A 22,237-nucleotide genomic window follows, 5' to 3' on the forward strand; every position below is an offset into this window, starting at 1 on the left:
GGGCGTTCCCTTCACTGGGTGTGGGCGGGCCGCAGGGTGTCGAGCAGGTCAGCGGCGAGTTGGTCGGACACGCCCAGGCGGGTCCGGAGGAGCTCTGTCGTGACCGGTCCGCCATGCTTGGCGTGGTGCTCGTCGGCGACGCGGCGGGCGTAGTCCACGAGGGCCGGATCGGGTGTGGGACCGGCGTGTTGGCGATCGCCTTCGTAGGCCGGGGCCAGGGCGGGGCGGTCGGCGTGCGGGACGATGTGGGACTCTCCCGAGACGACTTGGGACGTCTCTGTCGTTGGTGAGGACGTCTGTGGGACGTCCTGCGGTGAGTTGGTGCGGATGGTGGTGGCGCGGCGTTCGAGCATGGAGACCGCGACAAGGAAGGCGCCGGCCGGGGTGGCGGCGGTGATCCAGCCCCACATGGTCGGGGTGGCTTGGGCCAGGTTGGCGGCCAGGGACAGGATGATGCCTCCGATCAGCACCAGAACGGGCCAGGAGATCAGACCGCGCCTTGCTCGGCCGGTCTTCTTGTCGCGTTGGCGTTCGCGGGCGGCCATGACGCAGGTCAGGTCGATGCAGACGGCGATGGCCCAGGACATCCAGCCGGTCTGGCCGTGCTGGCTGGCGGTGTCGCGGATGTGAGTGAAGGAGCCCGCCCCTGCGATGAGGGCCAGGACGAGGACAGGACCGGTGTTGAGCAGCCAGGCGGCGATGTGGCGCATCTCGACCCCCTTTCGGTGTCGGTTCAGGCCGTCTGCTGGTCGGGTGTCTCCACGGGTTGAGCGGTCATCACGTCGACCCAAGTGGGTGCTTGGTCGGCGTAGGTGCGGGCGGCGTGTTCGGCGGTGTGCTCGCTGACGTAGATGGAGCGAGCCCGGTACCACTGGCCGTCCTGGCTGGCGACGATGGCGACGCCCGGTGTCTCGGCGGCGATGGCACGAGCGGAGTCGAGCGCGGCGGGGTCGAGATCGCCGAGGGTCATGGTGGCGGTCTCGGGGTCGTTGACCCGGTGGCAGATGCGTCCCGAGCACTGGGCGCGTAGCGCGGTGACGCCGGGTCCGAGGTCGGAGCCGATTCGCTGACCGCAGCAGAACAGGTAGATGCCGAACGCTCGCCCGAGCTGGGCGACTCGAAGCAGCGCGGTGGAGGTCTTGGCGATCTCGTCTTTTTCGCTCTTGTCGGCCATCAGGTACAGCTCGGCCAGTTCGTCCACCAGGACCACGATCGGTACAGGGCGCATGCCGGGCGGGAGTTGCCAGATGTTGCGGGCCGAGGCCATCCGGCACACGCCCATGCGGTCGGTCATGAGTGCCACCAGGTCGTCCAGCAATCCGCCGCATTCGGCTCGTGTGGTGGCCAGCGCGGACAACCGGGGGGCGTACGGGGTGAACTCGACGCCGCCTTTGAGGTCGAAGCCGACCAGCGCCACCGGTTGCGGCGCGAGGCCGACGATGAGAGCGTTGGCGAGGTTGGATTTGCCGGACTGGGTGGCTCCCGCGTTGATGTAGTGCGGCACGGTGCGGAAGTCGATGATCCACGGTTTGCCGGTCTCCAGTCGCCCCACGGTGACCTTGAGGAGTTCGGTGGATGGCGGGAGCTCATCGACTTTGACCAGGGGGTCACGGACGGTGGCGGCCAGACGTATCCGGCCGGGCTTGTCGGAGGAGACGCGCACGGCGTGCACGCCCCAGGAGTGGGCGAGTCGTTCGGCTGCCTCGGCGTAGTCGGCTGGGATCTGCCCTTCCAGGGTGTGAAGGGTGACGCGCCAGCCGTACCGGGTAGGTAGCGGCAGCCACATGAACGGTTTGGTGTCCACGGCGATCCGCTGCCACTTGCGCCGAACGCGGACGACGCCGGTGGAGGCGACCAGGCCGGGCACGGTGGTGAACCAGAAGCGCTGCCGTTTCTTGGTGAGGTTGCAGCCGAGGGCGACCTTGCGCCAGGACGCCCGGACGCTGATCGCGGTGATCGGGAAGCCGATGACGAGCCAGAAGGAGCGGTAGTGCCAGCGGCGCCAGGCCCAGAGCCCGGCCGCCACGGCGGCCAGGACCCCGAGCATCGACATGAGCTGGTCAGACACTGGCGGCCTCCTGCTGCGGGAGCAGGGCGGTGGCCCGGTAGGAGATGCCCCACTTTCCGGCGATCTCCCACACGTAGCCGACCAGGCCGACGGCGTTGACCTGGTCTCCGGCGGTGATGGGCGGTTCTCCAGTGATGCCGATCTTGATGAGTTCGATCCGGCCGAACTCGTCCTCCACCGAGACGGTGACCTCGTAGACGGTGTTGCCGTTCTTGTCGGTCTTGATCTCGCCGGTGTCGCGGTTGAGCACGCGAGGCCGCGGGGCCTTCACGCAGGTGATGGTGAGCTTGCTGGCGTCCACAGGGATGGGGACGGTACGCATGGCGAAAACACCTCTCGTCAGCCTGTTGATCAGGCGTTTCAGGACGAGGGAGCCTGTGCCGTCAGCTCGGACGCGGTAGCATCGAAGCGCCAACTAGGGTGCTAACGCATCCGGCCTGGGCGGGTCTCCCGCTCAGGCCACCTTCATGTGTGGCCTCTCTTCGCTTTCCGTGAGCGGACCTCCTTGATCCACCCCTGAAACGGGAAGAGCGTTTGTGCTGGGCTGCCACCCTCCGGTTACGGAAAGTTCCAGCTACAACACAAACGCTACCTGATACTGAGAGTAACTGCTAGTACTTTCAGTACTACTCCACGTACTTTTTCTACGCGCCCACCCGATCAGCCAGCCCACGCAGGTCAGGCGAAGCAGGATCCTGCATGGACAGCAGGTCAGACGCCAACTGGCGGACCACGCGATGGTTACGGATCTGCTCCGGCGTGATGGACTCGGCCTCCAGGAGCACGGCCACCGCCTCATCGACCTGACGACGCTGTGCATGCGCACGAGCGAGATCGACGTACAGCCGGCCCTTGCGCTCACTCGACAGCGTCGAGGTGTCCACTGCGGTTCCAACTCGCAGCGCGTGACCGGCGTCGCCCAGCTCGACCGCGACGGCCACCTCGTGGAGGGCGACGTTGGCCGGTCCGAACTCGGTGTTGTAGTCGTTGCGCCCGTCACCGAGGCGCTCAGCCATCTCGCGAGCCCGCGTGAGGTGCTCGTAGGCGGTGTCGGCCTGGTTCAGCCGGGAGGCGGCCACGGCGCGTTGCAGGGTCAGGCCGCCCCACAGCGACATCGCTTCGGGCTTGCCCTGATCGGTGAGGAACCACAGGGCGTCGGCGGCGGTGCGGGCGGTCTCCTCCACCTGGTCGAAGTGGCGCGCTCCGAGAAAGACGAAGCCGAGCCGGAAAGCGCTGGCCGCCATCATCAACGGATCACCCGCACGCTCGGCCGCACTGATGGCTCGGTCGGCGGCGATCCACGCCGCTTCCGGCTCACCCAGCTTCGCCAACGACGCCGAGCACGCCTGATACGTCACCGCCAACAGCTCGAACAACTCGGCCTGGCGCTCGGCCGGGGCCGAGCGGACGGCGTTCTCCAGGGTGGGCACCAGGCCGCGAAGCAGGTCGGCCAGCTCGTCGTAGCGGGCTTCGTGGGTCAGCTCCCACGCGTGATCCACCCGCGGCTTGAGCTGCTTGGTGGCAGGCACAGGAGTGGCGTGCAACATGGCCTGGAGTGAGTGAGCGCCCGACAGCACGAGGCGCAGACCGGCCGTACCGGGTACCTCGTCGTTGGTGGCGGCGACCACGGGAGCTTCGGCGGCCAGCTCTGAGAGCGGCACATCGAGCGTCTCGGCGACCTTCTCCAGGACCGACATCCGATCGACCTTGCGCACGCCACGCTCCACCTGGGAGATCCACGCCACCGATCGGTCCACCAGCCGGGCCAGTTCCACCTGAGACAGGCCCCGCCGCTTGCGCTCCTGGGCGATGCGTCTGCCCAACGCTCGCTGGTACTCGGTACTCACGACGCCGTGCCCTTCCCGCTCTGCAGTTCCAGCCAGTCGACCTCGACCGAGGCCAGCAGCGCTTCGCGAGCCCCCAGGAACCGCTTGGTGTGCTCGGTCTGCTCGTGGGCGTCGAAGGCTGAACGGTCCCGGTACAGCTCGTAGAAGATCCGCTGGAGCGGCTGGCCGTCCACCCGATGTGAGGCGTACACGAGCGTTCCCGGCTCGTACTTGCGGATCGCCTCGATTGTCTCACCGACGAGCTCGTCGAACGCCGCGGCGCTCGTCTCGTCCTTGCAGGTGAATCGCACCATGAGTCCGAACATGTGCACCCTCCTCGGGCCGCCGCCTCTAACTGGATCTCTGCTCTTTACCTGACCAGTACTTATTGTGCGGCGCAAGTACATCAAGTCGCTTGTACAAGAAGTATAGCACCAGTACTTTAAGTACTGATAGCAGTTGGCAGGGCTTTGACCTGCACGAACGTGAGGTAAGCCGACGTGACAACAGCCTCGAAAAGCCACAAAGAGATTCACCGGTGGTGTCGCAACTTCCCAGGCACCAGGAGCCAGGTACGTGAAGCCCGCCGCTTCGTCACCAGCTACCTGGCCGACCGCCCCGAAGCCGACACAGCCGCACTCATCGTCTCCGAGCTGGCCACCAACGCCATCCGCCACTCCCGCAGCGGCCGGGTCGGCGGCAATTTCGGGGTGACCATCCACGCGGGCGGTGAACTGCTCATCCTCGCCGTCCTGGACGATGGCGGCCCAACAGGCCCGCACATCCGGCAAGCTGCCGAACACGAGCAAACCGGTCGTGGCCTTCACCTCGTCGAGGAACTGACGACACGCTGGGGCGTCTACGGCGACGAATACGGTCGGACGGTCTGGGTGCTCCTGGCCTTCGCACCAGCCCCGCCTGTCAGGTGACATCGTGCCTGGCTCCCCATGTGCCGCCGCCGGAGCCGAACTGCACCCCATTGACCTGGATGAAGCCACGCAACGACCCGCGGTGCCGGGTGATCGCCTGGACCTGCGACTGCGACGAGGTCGTATATGAGCTGTGCGCCGCAGGCGGCCAGACCTTCATCAAGCGCACACACCTCAGCAGCCCCACCACCCATGAAACCCACCGCATGAGTACGCGCGAGGGAAGAGACATCTGGCGGGCGCTACTGTCCGGGCGCGTGCGATAGGCCGGGCAACCCGCGCAGCCAGCCAGGAACTGTCTAGGACGCTGGCACAATCAAGATCATCCAAGACACGCTCGACTCTGGATGAGAACTTTCTCTACGTCTTCAAGGGCAGCTCGCCTACGGCGACCTGCCGAGCGTCGGGCGGTCGCCGGCCGCGCTGCGGCTCTTCGGCCGGTCGCGGCCCGCACCGCCCCACGCCGGGGAAAACAGAGACGAACACCTGCGAGCCGCTTGGTTCCCGAGCTATGTGGTTTGACGAGGGCTGCCAGTGCACAGTGAGGCCGGATTCTCTCGTCTGAGCCTCAACCTTCGGCGGATCGACGCGATGCGCCAGGGAGTTAGGTGGTAGGAAGCCGCTCCGATGACAAGGGCCACGACAACCAAGATCCAGGTGAGGGGGTCGGTCTGGCCGGGGGTTGCCCAGTTCCACCAGAAGGGAGTCTCGCTGGTCTCGTATCCGAGAAACGTCAAGGGAAAGATTGACAGGCTGGGAATAACCCAGGACAAGCTCATTCCCATGAGGCGTCCTGATAGCAACGCCAAGCCGAGCCAGATCACGAATGCTTTGGCCGAGTCGAGCGCTGACGATGCTGGCTGCGTGACTGCCGCGGTGGTGAAAATCGCCAATATGACGATGCCGCTCGTTGCGACAAGCCGTCGGCATTGAAGATAGAAAAACCGTTTCGAGGCCATGGATTCGAAGGTGCGGAGCGGGCCATCCAGAGATCCGGCCACCAAGGCCGCGATCACAATTGTCAGAAATTCGCTGTAGGGGAGTGCGACAGTGCCCTGGGGCACCGCGGCAGGCATGTCGACCATCCCGCCGGAGAACCACCACCGTAGGAAGAGCACCGCAAGCGTCCCGCCGATTAAGCCACTAGATCGACGGGCGCGATAGCTGAGCACGAGTGAACGATCAAACACAGGGAGTCTCCCGAACGATCTTCAGCCGCTTCAGGAACCATCTATTCCGCTCATCTGGGCGCTGAGCAATGCGGCCGAGTGCGCCGTAGTTCAGGGGTGGACCACCTCGGACGCTCTCTGGTCGACCCCCGCCATTAACGATTGTGACGATCATCCCGTCCATCTCCCATAGCGCCTTGCCTCGGATATCCGCAGCAGTTGAGGTGTCTGTGTCGCATAAAGTCGACCTGAAGGTGCCGTTCATAACCTGGGAGCTCATGGAACCCGCAGCGGACCACAAAATACCGTCGATAATGCGAATATCTGCGTAGTAATCAGCATGATCGGGGCGCAGACCCCGTAGACCTTGCTCGAAGAACGCCTTGGGAACTGTGAACTCGTCAGGTAGCCCGGTCAGGCGTTGGGCCATCACAGCTAGGTCTGGCAGATACTTGCGGTCCTCTGGCCACACGCAAACCTGAGGACTTCCCTTAGAACACAGTGGGCTCACTGGTTCGCGATACACGGTCAGAGGACCGGATGCGGCCAAAAACACGAGTGCGATGAGGACGGCTGATGAGCCTACAGCAGCACCGGCGCGCGGCCGTGCGGACGGCCAGCCTGAGCGGGCGCGGCGTAGCAGGCCGGGGAGTACGACAGCAAGGGTGGAGACCAGGAGCGCCAAGACGACTTTCCAGGTCAGAGGAATGGGGGCAAGGTACACGTTTGGATGGCCGGAGAGGACGAAGAACTCTAGGGAACCAGCGGTGGCACCTGTCCTTAAAGTGGGGAGCGCCATGAGGGCGATAAATGTCCCAATGGTGGAAAAGGCGGGCGCAGCCAGGGACGAGCGCGACAGTCGACCTGCCAGATAGCCGATTGCCACACAGATGATCACGGTGGTCAGCCCAAGCAACAGGTAGCCGCCCCAGAGGAACCCCGGACCTGCGTTCGGTAGGCTAAGTACGCTAGCCAGAATGGCGCCGAGAGCGTACGCGGCGACTGGATAGCACAATATCGCGCTGTAGCGAATGAATTCCGCCCTCCAGCCGGGACGCGCGGCGGATGAAAGGTATGCGTCGATTCGCCCGCTCCGTGCTGCGACCCACGCAGCCAAGCCCGCTGCTGTGGGTCCGAGGTACAACGCTGACAGTTGAGCCGCCGCACTCGCCTGGGGCCAGATGCCGATCCAGTATGTACTGCGTCCGAACAACGTGGCGAGGTCGACAATGATCAGTAGGGGCAAGGCCCATCTGAGGGGCGATCGCCGAATCTCGATCCAGAACGGCCGCATCTACACCCTCCCTGCGTCGAGAGCGGAGATGTAGCCCCGCTCCAAATCGCTGTCTCCAGCGGCGCCAGGCACTGCGTAGGCGCACAACATGTCCGGGGAGCCGCGGAACAGGACTTGGCCCCTCTCCATCACGACGATGTCATCGCAGATCGCACCAATGTCTTCTACGAGGTGCGTGCTGAGTACGACAGCAGAGGTCTCCGACAGGGACCGGATCAAGGCACGGAAATCGAGGCGCTGCCGCGGGTCGAGCCCAACGGTCGGTTCGTCCAGCAGAATCAAGGGTGGACGGCCTACGACCGAGGCAGCGATGCCAGCACGCTGGAGCATGCCGCCGGACAAAGATTTCAGCTTGCTCTTGGCCCGGTCGGCCAGGCCCACTTCTCCAATTGCAGCGTTGACGGCCTGATCTATTTCTCGGGCGGGTAGTTCCCTGAGCCAGGCGCTGTAATAGACGAAGTCGCACACTGTGAAACTGGGAAGATATCCAAAATGCTGTGGCAGATAACCGATGTGACGTCGAGCCTCCCGCGCCTTCGGCTCAGAGTCGATCGTCACGCCGTCGATGCTGATCGTGCCGCCTACTGGAGGCGACACGGTAGCGAGAGTATGGAGCAACGTGGACTTTCCAGCCCCATTAGGGCCAAGTAGCCCCATAACCCCAGCCCCAATATCAAGATTGAGCCCATCAATGACACGTATGCGGCCATACCCCTGGCATAGTCCCATTAACCTGACAACTGAATCCATTATTCCCCCGAAGGAAGGGAGGGTGCTGACATGGCACCCTCCCTTTTTAGACTCCTACAGCCTGCTTAACCCCAAAGCGTATTCGCGTAACTCACGCTAAACGTACATTCGCCGTCGCTAATGCCTCTGATGACAGTGTTCTTGGAGACATACGTCGCATCCCCGTAGTAGTAGCCCGAGGTGCAATGAGCCTGAGTTGTGACATATCCGCTTTTGAGGGCACCAATACATTTGGTGCTGTAGGCCGTATTGAAGTACTCGGCGAAGCAGCCGTCCGAACCGCCGCCGGCAGTCCAGATCTGGACATCGCCGTCAGGCGACTCAACGACAGTCGTCCCATCAGGGTCCTGCGTGGCGTAAGCGGGGGATGCGAGAGCGCCGACCACGCCCAGCGAGGCCGTCAGTGTCAGCGTCGTTGCGAATTTCTTGAAAAGCGCCGCCTTCTGCAAGGTTATCCTTTCGATAACTTTGGACATTTCCCGCACGAAAGTGAAGTTTCATGCGAAGGTGGAAATGAGCATTGGATCTGTTTGGTTGCGTAGGTCGAAATCTTTCGACCTCTCGCATGCGAGTGGGAAAGCGACTTGCTCAGATATGCCATCAGACGTCTCCGTTGGCGATCATGAACTTATCGGACATGCCGGTGGATTGCAATCCTTCTGGCGCTGAAGCGACAAACAATCCACCAGGCTGACCGTGAAAGCAACTCGTATGGTTACTCTCTGTGATCTTGATTGTCATTGCAGACCGAAACCCTCCAGGTCGTAAACTTCGTTTTTGAATGTCCTTAATTGTTGCGTCACTCTGCGTCGTGGACTTGTCGCTGGCTCACGCGAGGACTGCGGCGAGGATGCTGCTCTTGCGGAAACATGGACAGTTGGTTTAGTGGGGCCACATCAACTTTGTCGAGGAGAGGCCTCCGTGGAGAGCCCCTCCGTCGCCTGGCTCTTCGGGGAAAGGCTAGTTTTTGCACGCTCACACTCCGAGAGCTAGCCATGCGATCACCGTTCCCCAAGGCAGGTGTTCTTCGCAGAGGTGGCTGAGGCCGCGTCGATCGCCCACTTCGATGTACGCCGTAGTGGCCAACCGCGCAGATCCGCGACGTGTGGTCAGCGCGGCTCCGTGGTTCTTCCGTGGACGCGTAAGGCGTGAAAGACGACGGAATGCTATGGAAGGTGCTGTGCCTGGCCAGGGCTGGAATACAGACTCCGCCGCACATCGCCGTCAGGGGCCTCTGAGATCATGCAGATCTTGGAGGGGGTAGCTCGCCGATGGCTGCCAAACGCGGGGTCAACGCGGGATGATCTACTTCTCTGCGAGGCAGAGGAGTAGCGTTTGTGCAGCTCGGAGTCGGCGAAGGACTGCATGCGTCCCCGCTCTCCTAATCCGGGTGTCTATTGGCTGACGCCGTGACGATCGCGTACTTTGGTGCATGCCGTTCGTGGTCGGGGCGATCGCCGCCAGGCCCCTCCTTCGTCGGGTCCTGACATCGGGCGACCATGGCTGAGGTGACAGCCGTGCCGGCGGAAGCATTTCGCGCTGGCCGATCTTGCTAACGCAGTTGCTAACAACGACCTTGGACGATCACGGACGTAGGAGGACTGGGATCGCACGATAGGGGCCCGTGACCAGCATGTCGAGGCACTTGTGGACGGCTGTGGACGATCACGTTCTCACTACGGATCAGAAGGTTGGGGTTTCGAGTACCTCCGGCCGCACACAGCATCAAGGCCCGTTACCAGGGAAAACCTGGAGCGGGCCTTTGTGTTTGTCAGGGCAATCCCGGGATCTTGCCAACAGCCCTGCTTGAGGCACAGAAGACTGCTTCGTCCTCACGTCTCGCGAGAGTCGGACAGAGAGACAGACGGTCACCCAGTGCTCATGACCCGCCGCTCAGCGCACTGCGCCTGCCGTATTCACGACCAACGCCAGAAATGGGCACCATCCATCAGCGAGGAGGATTCCGTCCTCGACGCGATCGGGCCGGGGACGCGCCCGATCGATCCGGTCGGCACAGGAGTCGGCGCCGTGACCGGCTTCCGTGCTCCGGTGCCAGCATGGCAACGTCCTACCGACGGTGGGGCGGCGCGGCCAAGATGGTGATCACGGTCGTGAAGGCGAGCAAGCCCGCGCCGCCCGGGGAGATGGACACCGGCTCGTTGCCCGGCGTGGCGGCGCCGAGGCCGTTCACCGGGCTGGCCCAGGCCGTACCTGTGGACGGCGATCTGCGTGCCGCCTTCCGCGAGCTAATGATCGAACCGGACCTGGAGGTCGGCCGCCCGGCGCTGCGCCGCTATGTGGAGGCCGGGCTGATCCGGCCGGGCAACCCGGGTGCTGCTCGGCCCGCGCTGGTGGTCGAGGTGTTGTGGCTCGGTAAGACGCCGGGGTGGCCGCACGACGCGGACGACGTCGGGTTGCCGCTTCTCCTCGACGAAACGCCGTAATCTGCGACACTCAGGATATGTGGCGCACGGCGTACGCGTTCGGCGAACTCTTTGGAATGCTGCGTGTTCTTCGTTTCCTCCCGGTGCGGGTGGGCTATTTTCGGAAACTCCGCCCCACTCTCGCCAATTCTTCAGTTTCCGGGTACGTCACCGCCCTGCGCCGCGACGGGGTGGTGATTATTCCTGATTTCCTGGACGCGGAGACGATCGCCCGGATGCGCGCGGCGGTGCCGGATTCGGCGGAGTTCGACGAGTCGCCCGAGGGCGACGGCGCGCTGCGCTACCCGAGGGCGGCCGAGATCGAGGCCTTCGCCCCGTTCTTCGATGAGGAGACTGTGCCGTCCATCGTGCGCGGCTACCTGTCCCGGACGGCCGAGCCGGTGCGGCGCACGGTCGGGCTGAAGGTACGCACCGGGAGCATCCCGACCTTCGAGACGAGCTACCACATCGACACGTGGAAGCTACGTGTGAAGGCCTGGCTCTACCTGGAGGACGTCGGCCCGGAGAACGCCCCGACCGTCTACCTGAAGGGCAGCCACCGGGGCGCCTGGCGGCTGCTCCACGAGGCCCGCCACCACGACTGGTTCCGGGTGGATGAGGAGGGCTTCGCCGACGAGGACGTACTCTACGTCGGCGCGTTGTGGCCGCACGAGGTGGCCCGCCTGCGCGCCGCCTACGGCTTCGAGGAGGTCGTCTGCACCGGCAGGGCGGGCACGTTGCTGCTGTTCGACGGCCGTGGCCTGCACCACGCGACCCCCCTGGAGGCGGGGCGGCGGTTGATCCTCACGAGCTACTGGGTCCATCCCGATGCCTGACTGGATCCGGCCGCCCTCGGGCGACGGACCGAAGGTGATCATCCACTCGACGACCGACCTGAAGGGCGACGCGCAGTCGCCGGGCGATCCGGGCGCGTACGTCGAGGCCCGTTCGGTCTACCTCGCCCGGCCTGGAGACCTGGTGGTGGGCCGGGGGGCCGCGTTCCGCGAGGCGCTGGCCTTCCACGGCGCGCGCGGTCTGGAGGTGCCGCGCCGCCACTACCACCTGTCCCACGACCTGCTCACGGCCCGTCCGCCGACGCTGCTCGGGTGGTCGCGGTTTTCCGTGTACGCCCTGGACGACCCCACCATCACGCTTCTGCGCTGGATTCTCGACCGGTCGGGCCTGCCGTACCTGGAGGTGGACGCCAACCCGCAGGACCTGCTGGCCATCTGGTCGGACAAGACGCTGCTGCACCCCCACGTGGATGACACCGCGGACGCGGCCACCGAACGGGACCACGCGCCCGTCCTGCGCGACCACGGCGTGGAGGTGCCCGTGCTGCCCGGATACGCCGTGCACGACCGGGCCGGCCTGCGGCGGGCCGCCCGGCTGCTCCGCGAGCGGCACGGCGTGACGCGCGGCTGCCTCAAACCGGCCCAGGGCTCGGGCGGCTACGGCATCCGGCCCGGCCTCGACCTGACTGGCGACCTGTCGGTCCCGGTGAACGGCCCGCACGTCCTGGAGGCCCACCTTGACTACCTGGCCGCCCCGTCCGCCCACCTGGGCGCCGAGGGCGCGACGTTGCAGCTCATGCGCGGCACCGCGTGCGCCGGCAACGTGCTGGTCGACGCCGACCGCCATCCCGGCCTCACCCGAGCCCAGTACGCCGCGATCGGCGAGGTCATGGCCCGGCTGCCCGGCGAGCTGGTCACGATGGGCGTGGACTTCGGCGTCGGCCGGCTCGACGGCCGGGCCGGCGGCCGGGTCGTGCTGGCCGTGCAGGACCTCAACCCCACCCCGACCGCCGCCGCCCTGACCCGCGCCCACGCCCTCCGTCACAACGCGCGTTACGCGGCCACCCGCGTGCTCGTCCCCGAGGGCGGCCTGGCGGACCTGGCGCGGTACGGCGAGCCGATCGCCGCCGTGCCGGGGAAATGGGGCATGATCGCCGCCACCGGGGACAGCCCCGAGGAGGCGGTGCGGGCGGTCATGACAGGCGGTCGGCCTCGGCCGCGAACCACGCGGGCGGAATGAGCTCGGCGTTGCCCCGGGCCGCCTCGGCGGTGCGCCGCAGGTGGTGGGCGGTCGCCGCGGTGTCGCCTTCGGCCAGTGCTTTCGCGGCCTCGGCCAGGGCGCGGGCGGCCAGCGCGTCCGTGCCGCCCCACTCCTCCAGCAGGTCGGCCGCTTCGGCGGCGGTCGCCACCACCTCCGGCACCCGCCCGGCACGCCAGTACGCCCAGGTCAAGTTGAACAGGCATAGGCCCTCGACCTCGATCGTCTCGACCTTCGCGCCCTCGTGGCGGCCCAGCAGGAAGATCTGGATGGCCTCGTCAACCAGGCCGAGCCCGAGGTGAGCGATCCCCTCGATGCTGCGGACGTAGCCGATCGCCTCCGGGACGCCCGAGCGTTCGTAGGTGAGCAGCGCCCGCTCGCAGGCGTCGATCGCACCCTGCCAGTCCTCCGAGACCAGGCAGACGATGCTGCGGGCGTCGGCGGCCCGGCCACGCAGCAGGTCGTCGGGGTGACGGTCGACCAGCTCGTCCAGCTCGTCGGCGACCGCGCGAGCCAGCGCGGCGTCCCCGGCGTAGCAGTGGGTCAGGCACAGGCCGAGCAGGGCGTGCGCCTCGTGCACCCAGTCCTCGTTCTCGCGGGCGATCGCGATGGCCAGGGTCAGCGTGGTGACCGCCTTGGGGGCCTGGCGCTGCTGCCGGTGAGCCTTGCCGAGCTGGAGCAGTGAACGTTGCTGGCGCCGCAGGTCGCCGATCTCGGTAGCCACCTCAAAGGCCTGCTCCAGCAGGGTCACCGCCTGGCTGAACGGGCCGCCCCGGATGCGGGCGATGCCCAGGCCGAGGTAGTGCATGGCCTTCGCCTCGGGGTCGGTCAGACGGCCTTCGAGCTGCGTGTGCATCCAGACCGCCGCCGCGACCGAGCCCTGGAAGATGAGGAACTCGTCGAAGGTGCCCAGCACCCGGGCCGCCGCGTCGAAGTCGCCGGCCTTCACACGGTGCTCGAACTCGTAGCGCTGGAAGGTGACGTCGTTGAGGGAGCGCCACTCGGCCTCGGGCACGGCCTCGGCCGCGTACCAGGAGGCGACCTTGGCGTCGAGCTCGCGCTGCCGCTCCGCCGGGAGGCGGGCGTAGATGAGGTCGGCGTCCATGGGGTGCAGGGCGAAAGTGCGGGTCGTGCGGTCGACGCCGACCAGCTGGGCGCGGACGAGCTGGCGCAGCGCGGCGGGCACGTCCAGGCCCGGCAGTATCCAGGTTATGGCCCGAGCGGGCACCGGGCGGCCGAAGACCGAGAGTACGTTCATGACCACCCGGCCATCGTCGTCGAGCCGGTTGTACTGGTCGCGGACCAGGTTGCCGAGCACGTCGCCGCGCTGGGCGAAGGTGGCCAGCAGGTCGTCGAGCGTCGGCAGGGTCAGGTAGTCGTCCGCCAGCGCGCCCACCACCAGCTCCAGGGCGCGCGGAATGCCGTGCACCCGCTCGGCGGCCCGCGCGAGCCGGTCCGGCCGAATGTCCCTGATCCCGATGTCGCCGCTTCGGTCGAGGTCGCGCAGCAGCTCGACCGCGTCGTCGGTCGGCAGCCCCTCGACGAGGTTGACCCGCACGTCGAAGCGCAGCAGCTCCGGTGGCAGCGCCAGCGGGATCTGCGTGGTGACCAGCACGCACGGCGCCCGGCGGGCCCGGAACAGGATGTCGAAGAAGACACCCAGCTCGTCGTCCAGCTCGCCGCCGTCGCCGAGCTTGTCCTCCATGTTGTCGAGCAGGATGACGTAACGTCCGTCGGACATCGCGGAGAACAACTCGTGGATGCGGTCGGCCAGCGACCGCTGGTTACGCCAGACGGCGTGGAGGCGGCCCTCTTCACCCTCGCCGAGCACCGAGGCGCAGTCCATGAAGATGCGTTCGATGGTGATCTCGCTGGTGCGCGTGCTGAGGCAGACGATGCCACGCGGCAGCGGGTCGTCGCCGCCGTGCGGCCAGACGCCGTTGGCCAGCAGGTCGAGTACCTTGGCGGCCAGCGCGCTCTTGCCAATGCCGCGCCGCCCGACAATGGTGATCAGCCGGGTTCCGGGGTCGCTGAGGTACTGGCTGATCAGGGCCCGCTCCCGGACCCGGTCTCGGAACAGGTCCAGTCCGAAGGCGACCGGGATGCCGATCATCCGGCACGACACCGTCGGCAGTTCCTCGGGCTCCCGGCCGGTCTCCAGGCCGAAGCGCTCGATGACGTCCTGGATGGGAGCGGCGTAGAGCAGCGGCAGCGCCCGCCGCGCGTCGCCGGCCGAGGAGCGCAACCGGGAGCGCACCTGCTCGATCAGCACGCCGATGACCACCCCGGCCGGGGACTCGACCGGGCTGCCCGAATAGCCCTCGTAGTCGTCGGCCTCGGTGTCGACCAGGAGCTGGTGGGCTTCCAGCCGGAAGCCCTTGGCGTTGACGAACAGCCGCCGCACCGCCGCGATGCGGCCGTCGAGCAACGGGTCGTTGGGGTGCGGCTGGGTGGAGACCTGCCAGCGGGAGTTCAGCTCGGCCGGTCCCGGCCGCAACCAGAGCCCGGCCTCGTCGCGCAGGCGCAGCACAGCGACGTCCAGCTCGGGGTCCACCTCGACGCGCGCCACTTCGAGGCTTTCGCGCGGCAGCACCAGCCGGACCAGCGAGGCGTCGACCGGCTGGCCGTCCCGTCCGCGCACGACGTGATTGGCGGTCACCGCCACCCGGGGCCCCAGCATGAACCCACACCCCCGAGGTCTGCCGTCCACCAGGATGCGGCCGACGGCGTCTTTGCGGTCGGCCTTCACCGGTCCCTGCGGTACGTGAGCGTGACCTCGAACGTCGCCCCCGCCGAGCCTCTGGTGAGGATCGCGCCGGCCTCGGCGGTCAGCGTCACGCCGAAGGTCGCTTCCAGCTCGTCGAGGAGCCAGCCGGTGACCTTCGGGATGGACCCAACGGCCTCGCCGATGGCCTGCGCGCCCTGCTCGACCGCGCGCGCGACGTCCTTCGATCGCTCTTTGAAAGGCTCGGCGAAATTGCTGCCCCAGCCGATCTCGCGACCGTCCTCGGTCACCACCTGGACGAGGATTTCCGACATCGAGATCTCCCTGCTGAACAAGGTCCCGGCGAAAGTCTCAACGTATCTTATTAACCTTTGGTGGCGATGGGAAGGTTAATTTTCGGCCAGTATATTAATGGCTGTCGGAATAGTGATATTCCTTCCTGAAAGTACGACAATGAGCCGTCCATTTACCGTGACCTTCCCGGCCAGCATCGCCGCGACCCCGCACGCCCCCGCACCCTCCACGACCAGTCCGTGCTCGGTGAACAACCAGCGCATCGCGACGTGGATCTCGGCGTCAGTGACCGCGGTCAGCTCGGCGCGGCCCCGGATCAGGTCCGGCGTGACGCAGCCCGCCTCGATGTTGCCGGCGATGCCGTCGGCGATGGTGTCACCGATGACCTGGGGCTCGATGCGCCCGGAGGTCACGGCGGCCGAGACCGCCCGAGACACCGCCGACTCGACGCCCACCACGGTGACGTCGCCCCGGCCCTCCGCCCACAGGGCCAGCCCGGCCACCAGCCCCCCGCCGCCGACCGGCGCGACGACCGTGAGCGGTCCGGGTGCCTGGGCATCCAGCTCGCGGCCGATCGTGGCCTGCCCGGCAATCACATGGGGGTCGTTGTACGCCGACACGTACCACCCCGGCAGGGTGAAGGAGTGGGCCTCGGCGGCGTCGAAGTCGTCGCCGTACCGGACCAGGGTGATGGGGTAGGCCGCCATCTTGGCTACCTTGGCCGGGGACGCCTTGGTGGAGACGACGACGGTGACCGGGGTGCCGGTCAGCGTGGCGGCGTAGGCCATCGCCAGGCCGTGGTTGCCGGCGCTCGCCGTGACGGCCGCCGCGTCGCCGGGTAGCGCGGTCAGGGCGGCCAGCGCTCCGCGTACCTTGAACGAGCCGGTGGGCTGCTGGGTCTCGGCCTTCAGGAACGCGCCGGGGGCCAGCGCGGTCGGCAGCAGGGGGGTGGGTGGGAGCACGGCGGAGACGTGCTCCCATGCCCGTTCGTGATCGGCGGTGGTCGGCGCGGTGACTGAGCGAGAAGGCATGCGCCCATCATGCGCCAGCCGAGGCGTTCGACCAGGCCCCGCAGCAGGGCGGCCCGTTCGGCCGTGGCGGCGATGAGCGACGTGCTGGTCATGGTCGTCGTCGGCGGCGGCGTCGGCGTGCGCGCCGCCGACCACCGCGCCCAGGTCGTCGAGGGTAGGCATGCCCGGCCTGGCGGTCAGGTTGCCGTCGGAGACCCGCCGCTGGACATCAGACTGCCCACGGCTCCGGGTTGGAGACCTGTCGGCGGCTGGGACATCGGTTCCCGATCATCTTCCTGACCGCGATGGGCCGCACCGAGGACAAGCTTCCGCTGCGCGGATCACGTGGGCGTAGGCCCGGAGAGTGATCGAGGGGTCGGCGGGGCCGAGCCGGGCCGCGACGACGTGGACGGGAACGCCCGCCAGGACAGGGTCGTCGCGTGAATGCGGCGGAGATCGCGGAGGCGGGCTTTGGGCAGTGGGGTGTTCGGGTTCTGAGCGTTGTTGCGCTTGATCAGGATCGGGAACAGGGAGCTGACACGGGAGCGCGCAGCCAGTCGGATTGGTGCTCGACCACGCGGTCCGAGCGGTAGAGCCACCGGATAAAGTGCAGGCCGCCCGCGCCTTGATCACGAACGACGTTTGGTACCGCACCGTCGATGAGCTGGGCTGCGTCAGCCTGCCAGTCGGGCGAGGGCCAGCGCGTGTGCCTGGTCGAGGGATTCCGCGGCAGCGCAAGGGACGTCCGGCCGCACGCCGGTGCCCTCCCAGTTCGCGCCGGAGACGGGGTTGATGGCGCGACCGGTGGGGACGGTGGTTTCCAGGTGGGGGTGGACGGTCCAGCCCTCGCACGGGTGCGCGCCGCCGCGGGTGGGCTCACCGACGACAACGGCGCGGCCGAGCTGTTGCAGGTCGTAGGCCAGTTCCTCAGCGGCGGAGAAGGTGCTGTCACTGGACAACACGTACACCGGTTTGCTGCCGCCGAAACGCGCGCCGGGAACGTGCGGCAGGCTCCAGGACTGCTCGCTGCGCTCGCCGCTGCGCCAGTACATGGTGTTGAGGTGGGTGCGCTCGTCCAGGAGGTAACTGCAGACGAAGGCGACGGTGTCCGGGTCGCCGCCCCGGTTGTTGCGAAGGTCCACGATCAGCGCCTGGGCGCGGGAGGCCAGGGTGAGCGCGGCGCTCAGCGGTTCGGCGGCCCACTCCAGCGGAAACAGCATCGGCGCCAGCTCCACGACGGCGACTCCTCCCTCGAGCAACTCCACCCGGGGCGCACCGCCCAGCGAGGTGTCGAAGTCCCGGCGGATGGACTCCAGGGTTGCCGCGCCCTGCTCGGGGGACACCGGGTCGGCGTGGTGCTTCAGTCTCAGGTGTTTGTCGTTGTTGACGGACTGCAGGTCCGCGGTGACCAGACGGGCGAGTTCCTCGGCACCGTCGACGTCATAGGCGCCCTGGGCGAGGCGTCGTTTTAGCAGGTCGGCGAGCTGCTCGGCTATCTCAGGGAAAACGTAGTGCTCGGTCAGCAGCCGGGCTGTCTCGTCGATGACAGGGGCGGGCTGAAGGTCCGTCAGAGTCGTCATGGCAGGGAGTAGATCACTGCCCTGACGAAAGCGTCAAAGACGTTGAGAAACCTTCGGTATGCGCACTTGCCACCTCCTGAGGATGTTCTGGAGATCGGCGCGGCTGAGCAGTTCGCGGCGCTCGCCCACCCGTTGCGTCAGCGGTTCCACCTGCAGCGATGCCCTCGCTGGACCGGGACGGGGCCGTGGCGGAGACCTCTGCCACTCCTGATCACGGAGTTATGCTCTTCAGTATCGGGGTGCTGCGTCGGAACGCCCCGTCGGCCGATCAGGGTCTCCGTGGCGCGTGGTCACTGCGTGCATTGGAGCCTGTCATGGCAAGTCTTCATCGCAAGCCCACCCTGGTCATGGGAGCTCGCGGGAGCGTCGGCAAGTTCGTCATGAAGCGGCTTCTGGCTGAAGGCGTCCCCGTCCGCGCGTCCGCCCGCCGTCCGGCCCCCGGTCAGTTCCCGGACGGCGTCGAGGTGTTCGCCGCGGACCTGACCGACCCGGCCAGTCTTCTCCCAGCGTTCGGGGGTGCCAGGCAGGTGTTCCTCTACGCCAACCACCAGGGCGTCCACGGTGTCATCGAGACCGCCCGTGCCGCCGCGTTGGAGCGCATCGTGCTGATGTCCTCAGGGAGCGTGATCCACCCCTCCTCGGCAGGCAACGCCATCGCTGAGAAGCATCGTGCGGTCGAGGCTGCGTTCGCTGTCGCCTCAGATGTGCTGATGGTGCCGGTCCGTCCGCTCGTGCTCGCCACCAACGCTCTGGGCTGGGCGTACCAGATCCGGGCCAACGGAGGCGTGGCGCTGTACCAGCCGGATGCGCTGACCGCTCCGATCCACGAGTGGGATGTCGCCGCCGTCGTCTGTGCGGCGCTGTCCGGCGACACCGCACGGGCTGTGAGCGGGCTGCTCACCGGCCCGGCTCGGATTTCCCAGCGTGACCAGGTCGCCGCGATCGGCCGCGCTGTGGGCAGGGAGATCCCGGTGCGGGAGTTGTCCCGCGATGCCGCGATGCGACAGTTCTCGCAATTCATGCCGGCGGGGGAAGTCGAGGCGGTGCTGCAGTTCCTCGACGATGCGGCTGCCGGGAACTCGCCGGCGGTGCCCACCGTCGAGGAGTCCTGGGCCGCTCGGCGATCACATTCGATGAATGGGCACTCGACCACGCACGCGACTTCCGGTGAGATGACCCGTGGACGGCACATGACGTGTCGGTCACGGATGGGCTGTTGCCGCTGATCGCCTCGCGCAGCCCGCCGCGCCCCCGCCTACCCGGAGATCCAGTCAACCTTGGCCCGCGGGATCGGGCTCAGCCCGCGATCCAGGCGTACGAACCGGGACCGGAACCTCTGGACCGGCGGGCACCTGTAGGAGCAGGGCCGGGAAGCTACCAGTTCCATCGACCCATCACCGCGACGAACGCCGGCAGCGGCAGCGCCCTGATCACGGTCGCATCCAGCAGCACGCCCAGCCCGAGCCCCGTGCACTGTAGCCATCTATGTCCGCTGTTCAGGGCGACGTGAAAGTGATCGACAAGCCCCTCTGCCCTTCCCTGGGTCACGTCCGTGGACGTGACCGACAGGGGAGCACAGTGGAGATCATCAGGCACGGTACGCCCTACCTGGGATCCAGCGAAGAGGCACGGGGTCATTCGTCGTCTGGATCCGCCGGCTCCACGGTCGGTGCGATCTGCGGTGGTGTCGCGGCGCCGCCAGCGATCTCGCGCCCTTGATTCAGTGTGTAGTCAAGCTGCCTGGCCAGCTGTGGGAGAGCCGCCGGAGGTAGATACGCATCAGCGCCGGCGTCGAGTAGTCGTCGGACCGGGCCGTGGTACTGAACTCCGAGTTCGTGGTCCTCGATTTCGGTGACGACGACGCGAGCTTTCGGGAACATCGATCGGAGCGCTGTGATCAGTTGCGGGCTGCCTGGGGGTACCAGCAGCACATCGGTTGTGGCGGGAGCCGCATGCATATCGAGCACTACGTAGTCCGCCCCGAGCTGGGTGGAGAGTGCGACCCGAGCCGCGGTCGACAGCTCCATCGCGGTGGCCACGACTGTCACGCTCTCGTGGTCGATCGGTGCTTGGTCGTTGGCCCCATCTGGCGCGTCGCGATCCACGATGGCGCCTTGGACCACGTCAATGGTGCTGGAGATCGTCGCGATCGATGCGCCGTCACGTGTGAGGACCAGGTTCTCACCAGGACCGAGGGCGTCGATGAGCGCCACGACGTCTTCGGGAAGGCGGGTCACGTCGATTCGCTGAGTGGAGCGCGGGGCGCTTTTGCGGATCACCATGCCTGGGACACGCTCACGGCTGCGGGGGCGCCCTGTGTCATGCGCGGCCCTGGTCGCGTGCGAAAGGCCCATCCACGGTGACATGGTTGCCTGCCCCCGAAGGTGCAGCTCAACCAGATGATCACATGGGTCCCTTCTATGCTGTGATCTCGTTAGATCCCACTACACGACCATTGGTTCACGCCGCGCCGATGTTGCTGCTGACAACGTCCCTGGACGTCGATGGACGTTCATAGAAAATGATCAGTCGGAGGTGCCCGTGAGCAGGCATTTCTGGCACCGGTGGACGATTTCGAACTGGCTGCGGATCAGATGCTGTACTCCCCTGATCTTGACCTGCGGTGAGGCCGACCTGAGGGCTGTCCGGGCCGGGACTATCCGGAAGAAAGCGCGAGGAAGGCGCAGAGCAGAAGGAGGAGGGTCAGGACCAGACTGCGCCGCCGCCACGACAGGCGCGGCGCGCTCGCCAGGGCGGCCAGTGGGTAGGCGAACAATCCGGCGACCACGCCGACCGGTGCGTCGGCGAGTTCCCAGATTGGCACCAGGAAGAAGGGCGCCAGCACGGCGACGGGCCACGCCGGGCGCACCCGTAGGAGGTGCAGCAGCGGCCAGGCGAGCACGACCGCCGCCCAGTTCCCCACCGTCCAGGCATCGGTCAGCTGGCTGAGGCAGCCGAAGTGGCCGCAGTGCGAGTCGTCGGACAGGGCGGCTACGAGCAGCAGCCAGCCGAACTGGATGAAGGGCAGGATGATGCCGGCGAGCGCGGCGGCGACCACCCGCTCGGCAAGCCGCCCTTCGGCGGCGGGTGAGACACTCGCGTTGCACATGTCCACACCGCAAGCATCTGATCCGACCGTCTCGCGATGCACTCGCATTGATCACGATTCATGTGGGGACGCAGGCCTTGCGGATCAGTTGTCGGCGTCCTGCCGTGTGCTCAGCGCACTACAGCAGAGAAGTACAGCAACGAGGTCTTACACGATCACACCCTGCCACTCGGGAACTCGTCACTGAACTGGGCGACGCGGGCTTCAGGTGGCGCCTGACTCCCACGTGACCACGCTGAAGATCCGCGACAGCCATGACGGGTTGTTCTTCAAACGCGACACCCGAACGAAGCCGGCCGCATTCGGGCGGAGACATCACTCCGGAACCCCAGGTGCAGAATCCTCACGCTCGGCCACGCCGCTGGCTGGCGCGCAGATTCCGTTGCAGCAAGAGCGGCCACAGTTTCCCAGGCTGGTACTGGGCGCTGACCACAGGCGGCCAGGTGGGCTGCGAATGACTCAGCGCCGTGGCTGGCCAGCCCGGGTGATTAGTGGAACCAGACGACAAGCCGCACGCTGTGCGCGCCGTGCACTTCACTGAGCGTGCGCATCACGCTCCACACTCGGCCCCAGTCACTCTGGTCGCCGGCGACCATGCCGCGGCTTCGCGTGCCGGAGCTGTCTGTCTCGGTCCAGTCGATAGAGGCGACCTCAGCCCAAGTGAGCCACGTGATGCCGAATACGTCGGCAGGTCCACCATAGGCGGCAAGCTCGCTCGTCAGCCCCTCCGAGGCGTCGCGGGGAAAGCCACGGCCTTCGGCTATAGGGCGAAAGCCGAAGGTGTTGCGGATCCCGAAAAGGCAGGCGAGTCCGTCGTAAGCGTTGCCGCGGTTGAGCAGGAAGAGGTCGATGGCGGCCTGCCACACAGAGTCTTCATCGTCCGGGCCCCAAAGGCGGGCACCCGGTCGGCACTCGATCATCCCACTGATGTCGGTAGACATGCTGAGATCTTGCCTTCGTGTCCCAGGAGTGGACACCTGGATTTCGGAACCGCCTTGCCCGCTGGGT

Annotated in this window: 22 protein-coding genes; 6 read left to right on the forward strand and 16 right to left on the reverse strand. The window is 66.7% G+C overall.

Going from position 1 to position 22,237, the window contains the following annotated elements; genetic code table 11:
* Nucleotides 1-11: 11 nt before the first annotated feature.
* The 5 genes from ACIBO2_RS20530 to ACIBO2_RS20550 form a co-directional block, all read right to left on the reverse strand.
* The gene (locus ACIBO2_RS20530; RefSeq protein WP_397298404.1) at nt 12-710 is read right to left on the reverse strand and encodes a DUF2637 domain-containing protein; all 699 of its coding nucleotides are present in this window, start codon (nt 708-710) and stop codon (nt 12-14) included.
* Nucleotides 711-733: 23 nt separating this feature from the next.
* Nucleotides 734-2,068, reverse strand: a complete 1,335-nt coding sequence (locus ACIBO2_RS20535; protein WP_397298406.1) for an FtsK/SpoIIIE domain-containing protein — start codon at nt 2,066-2,068, stop codon at nt 734-736.
* Nucleotides 2,061-2,390 (reverse strand): hypothetical protein, encoded by a 330-nt coding sequence (locus ACIBO2_RS20540; protein WP_397298408.1) that lies wholly within the window; start codon nt 2,388-2,390, stop codon nt 2,061-2,063. Before ACIBO2_RS20540 ends, ACIBO2_RS20535 begins: the two co-directional genes overlap by 8 nt.
* 322 nt (nt 2,391-2,712) lie before the next feature.
* The gene (locus ACIBO2_RS20545) at nt 2,713-3,915 is read right to left on the reverse strand and encodes a helix-turn-helix domain-containing protein (RefSeq protein ID WP_397298410.1); all 1,203 of its coding nucleotides are present in this window, start codon (nt 3,913-3,915) and stop codon (nt 2,713-2,715) included.
* The gene (locus tag ACIBO2_RS20550) at nt 3,912-4,220 is read right to left on the reverse strand and encodes a putative quinol monooxygenase (RefSeq protein ID WP_397298412.1); all 309 of its coding nucleotides are present in this window, start codon (nt 4,218-4,220) and stop codon (nt 3,912-3,914) included. Before ACIBO2_RS20550 ends, ACIBO2_RS20545 begins: the two co-directional genes overlap by 4 nt.
* Before the next feature lie 174 nt (nt 4,221-4,394).
* Between ACIBO2_RS20550 and ACIBO2_RS20555 the strand changes: the two genes are divergently transcribed.
* The gene (locus tag ACIBO2_RS20555; RefSeq protein ID WP_397298414.1) at nt 4,395-4,823 is read left to right on the forward strand and encodes an ATP-binding protein; all 429 of its coding nucleotides are present in this window, start codon (nt 4,395-4,397) and stop codon (nt 4,821-4,823) included.
* Here ACIBO2_RS20555 and ACIBO2_RS20560 read toward each other — a convergent pair.
* The 4 genes from ACIBO2_RS20560 to ACIBO2_RS20575 all read right to left on the reverse strand — a co-directional run bounded on the left by ACIBO2_RS20560 (nt 4,816) and on the right by ACIBO2_RS20575 (nt 8,512).
* The gene (locus tag ACIBO2_RS20560; protein WP_397298416.1) at nt 4,816-4,986 is read right to left on the reverse strand and encodes a hypothetical protein; all 171 of its coding nucleotides are present in this window, start codon (nt 4,984-4,986) and stop codon (nt 4,816-4,818) included. The two genes, ACIBO2_RS20555 and ACIBO2_RS20560, sit on opposite strands and share 8 nt — an antisense overlap.
* Nucleotides 4,987-5,332: 346 nt before the next feature.
* Nucleotides 5,333-5,995 carry a hypothetical protein gene (locus ACIBO2_RS20565; protein ID WP_397298418.1) on the reverse strand — a complete coding sequence of 221 codons (663 nt, stop codon included), beginning with the start codon at nt 5,993-5,995 and terminating at the stop codon, nt 5,333-5,335.
* A gap of 1,291 nt (nt 5,996-7,286) precedes the next feature.
* Complete coding sequence (locus tag ACIBO2_RS20570) at nt 7,287-8,036, reverse strand: ATP-binding cassette domain-containing protein (RefSeq protein WP_397298420.1); 750 nt, start codon at nt 8,034-8,036, stop codon at nt 7,287-7,289.
* 65 nt (nt 8,037-8,101) lie between these two features.
* Complete coding sequence (locus ACIBO2_RS20575; RefSeq protein WP_397298422.1) at nt 8,102-8,512, reverse strand: hypothetical protein; 411 nt, start codon at nt 8,510-8,512, stop codon at nt 8,102-8,104.
* 1,581 nt (nt 8,513-10,093) lie between these two features.
* Here ACIBO2_RS20575 and ACIBO2_RS20580 point away from each other — a divergent pair.
* From ACIBO2_RS20580 to ACIBO2_RS20590, 3 genes are read left to right on the forward strand one after another with little or no spacing between them, the layout of a single operon-like run.
* Complete coding sequence (locus tag ACIBO2_RS20580; protein ID WP_358550082.1) at nt 10,094-10,480, forward strand: hypothetical protein; 387 nt, start codon at nt 10,094-10,096, stop codon at nt 10,478-10,480.
* A 56-nt stretch (nt 10,481-10,536) separates the two neighbouring features.
* Nucleotides 10,537-11,295, forward strand: a complete 759-nt coding sequence (locus ACIBO2_RS20585) for a phytanoyl-CoA dioxygenase family protein (RefSeq protein ID WP_397298424.1) — start codon at nt 10,537-10,539, stop codon at nt 11,293-11,295.
* A complete protein-coding gene (locus ACIBO2_RS20590; RefSeq protein ID WP_358550085.1) occupies nt 11,288-12,493 on the forward strand; it encodes a hypothetical protein in 1,206 nt (401 codons plus the stop codon). The genes ACIBO2_RS20585 and ACIBO2_RS20590 overlap by 8 nt, the downstream gene beginning before the upstream one ends.
* On the opposite strand, the gene ACIBO2_RS20595 is transcribed toward ACIBO2_RS20590, so the two are convergent.
* The 3 genes from ACIBO2_RS20595 to ACIBO2_RS20605 form a co-directional block, all read right to left on the reverse strand.
* Entirely contained in the window at nt 12,447-15,191 is a 2,745-nt protein-coding gene (locus ACIBO2_RS20595; RefSeq protein WP_397298426.1) for a trypsin-like peptidase domain-containing protein, read from the reverse strand. The genes ACIBO2_RS20590 and ACIBO2_RS20595 overlap by 47 nt on opposite strands.
* A gap of 65 nt (nt 15,192-15,256) precedes the next feature.
* Entirely contained in the window at nt 15,257-15,550 is a 294-nt protein-coding gene (locus ACIBO2_RS20600) for a CU044_2847 family protein (protein WP_358550089.1), read from the reverse strand.
* 75 nt (nt 15,551-15,625) lie between these two features.
* Complete coding sequence (locus ACIBO2_RS20605) at nt 15,626-16,561, reverse strand: threonine/serine dehydratase (RefSeq protein WP_397298428.1); 936 nt, start codon at nt 16,559-16,561, stop codon at nt 15,626-15,628.
* 9 nt (nt 16,562-16,570) lie between these two features.
* On the opposite strand from ACIBO2_RS20605, the gene ACIBO2_RS20610 reads away from it, so the two are divergent.
* A complete protein-coding gene (locus ACIBO2_RS20610; protein WP_397298430.1) occupies nt 16,571-16,840 on the forward strand; it encodes a hypothetical protein in 270 nt (89 codons plus the stop codon).
* A 374-nt stretch (nt 16,841-17,214) separates the two neighbouring features.
* On the opposite strand, the gene ACIBO2_RS20615 is transcribed toward ACIBO2_RS20610, so the two are convergent.
* Nucleotides 17,215-18,120: a S41 family peptidase gene (locus ACIBO2_RS20615; protein ID WP_397298432.1), complete on the reverse strand. Its 906-nt coding sequence runs from the start codon at nt 18,118-18,120 to the stop codon at nt 17,215-17,217.
* A gap of 221 nt (nt 18,121-18,341) precedes the next feature.
* Between ACIBO2_RS20615 and ACIBO2_RS20620 the strand changes: the two genes are divergently transcribed.
* The gene (locus ACIBO2_RS20620; RefSeq protein WP_397298434.1) at nt 18,342-19,346 is read left to right on the forward strand and encodes an SDR family oxidoreductase; all 1,005 of its coding nucleotides are present in this window, start codon (nt 18,342-18,344) and stop codon (nt 19,344-19,346) included.
* A gap of 408 nt (nt 19,347-19,754) precedes the next feature.
* On the opposite strand, the gene ACIBO2_RS20625 is transcribed toward ACIBO2_RS20620, so the two are convergent.
* The 3 genes from ACIBO2_RS20625 to ACIBO2_RS20635 all read right to left on the reverse strand — a co-directional run bounded on the left by ACIBO2_RS20625 (nt 19,755) and on the right by ACIBO2_RS20635 (nt 22,170).
* Nucleotides 19,755-20,402, reverse strand: a complete 648-nt coding sequence (locus ACIBO2_RS20625; RefSeq protein ID WP_358550099.1) for a hypothetical protein — start codon at nt 20,400-20,402, stop codon at nt 19,755-19,757.
* A gap of 374 nt (nt 20,403-20,776) precedes the next feature.
* On the reverse strand, nt 20,777-21,229 hold the full coding sequence (locus ACIBO2_RS20630; protein WP_397298436.1) for a hypothetical protein: 453 nt from the start codon (nt 21,227-21,229) through the stop codon (nt 20,777-20,779).
* 488 nt (nt 21,230-21,717) lie between these two features.
* Nucleotides 21,718-22,170, reverse strand: a complete 453-nt coding sequence (locus ACIBO2_RS20635) for a hypothetical protein (protein WP_397298438.1) — start codon at nt 22,168-22,170, stop codon at nt 21,718-21,720.
* Nucleotides 22,171-22,237: the final 67 nt, after the last annotated feature.

It is taken from the genome of Nonomuraea sp. NPDC050022 (assembly GCF_044460705.1).
Lineage (GTDB): Bacteria > Actinomycetota > Actinomycetes > Streptosporangiales > Streptosporangiaceae > Nonomuraea.

What these genes read in the sequence shown, in the direction of transcription:
- ACIBO2_RS20625 (WP_358550099.1), bottom strand. Translation starts at nt 20,402, where the DNA reads ATGGTGATCCGCAAAAGCGCCCCGCGCTCCACTCAGCGAATCGACGTG.
- ACIBO2_RS20570 (WP_397298420.1), bottom strand. Translation starts at nt 8,036, where the DNA reads ATGGATTCAGTTGTCAGGTTAATGGGACTATGCCAGGGGTATGGCCGC.
- ACIBO2_RS20550 (WP_397298412.1), bottom strand. Translation starts at nt 4,220, where the DNA reads ATGTTCGGACTCATGGTGCGATTCACCTGCAAGGACGAGACGAGCGCC.
- ACIBO2_RS20615 (WP_397298432.1), bottom strand. Translation starts at nt 18,120, where the DNA reads ATGACGACTCTGACGGACCTTCAGCCCGCCCCTGTCATCGACGAGACA.
- ACIBO2_RS20580 (WP_358550082.1), top strand. Translation starts at nt 10,094, where the DNA reads ATGGCAACGTCCTACCGACGGTGGGGCGGCGCGGCCAAGATGGTGATC.
- ACIBO2_RS20590 (WP_358550085.1), top strand. Translation starts at nt 11,288, where the DNA reads ATGCCTGACTGGATCCGGCCGCCCTCGGGCGACGGACCGAAGGTGATC.
- ACIBO2_RS20605 (WP_397298428.1), bottom strand. Translation starts at nt 16,561, where the DNA reads ATGCCTTCTCGCTCAGTCACCGCGCCGACCACCGCCGATCACGAACGG.
- ACIBO2_RS20595 (WP_397298426.1), bottom strand. Translation starts at nt 15,191, where the DNA reads ATGCTGGGGCCCCGGGTGGCGGTGACCGCCAATCACGTCGTGCGCGGA.
- ACIBO2_RS20635 (WP_397298438.1), bottom strand. Translation starts at nt 22,170, where the DNA reads ATGTCTACCGACATCAGTGGGATGATCGAGTGCCGACCGGGTGCCCGC.
- ACIBO2_RS20630 (WP_397298436.1), bottom strand. Translation starts at nt 21,229, where the DNA reads ATGTGCAACGCGAGTGTCTCACCCGCCGCCGAAGGGCGGCTTGCCGAG.
- ACIBO2_RS20610 (WP_397298430.1), top strand. Translation starts at nt 16,571, where the DNA reads ATGCGCCAGCCGAGGCGTTCGACCAGGCCCCGCAGCAGGGCGGCCCGT.
- ACIBO2_RS20620 (WP_397298434.1), top strand. Translation starts at nt 18,342, where the DNA reads ATGCTCTTCAGTATCGGGGTGCTGCGTCGGAACGCCCCGTCGGCCGAT.
- ACIBO2_RS20585 (WP_397298424.1), top strand. Translation starts at nt 10,537, where the DNA reads ATGCTGCGTGTTCTTCGTTTCCTCCCGGTGCGGGTGGGCTATTTTCGG.
- ACIBO2_RS20575 (WP_397298422.1), bottom strand. Translation starts at nt 8,512, where the DNA reads ATGTCCAAAGTTATCGAAAGGATAACCTTGCAGAAGGCGGCGCTTTTC.
- ACIBO2_RS20530 (WP_397298404.1), bottom strand. Translation starts at nt 710, where the DNA reads ATGCGCCACATCGCCGCCTGGCTGCTCAACACCGGTCCTGTCCTCGTC.
- ACIBO2_RS20600 (WP_358550089.1), bottom strand. Translation starts at nt 15,550, where the DNA reads ATGTCGGAAATCCTCGTCCAGGTGGTGACCGAGGACGGTCGCGAGATC.
- ACIBO2_RS20540 (WP_397298408.1), bottom strand. Translation starts at nt 2,390, where the DNA reads ATGCGTACCGTCCCCATCCCTGTGGACGCCAGCAAGCTCACCATCACC.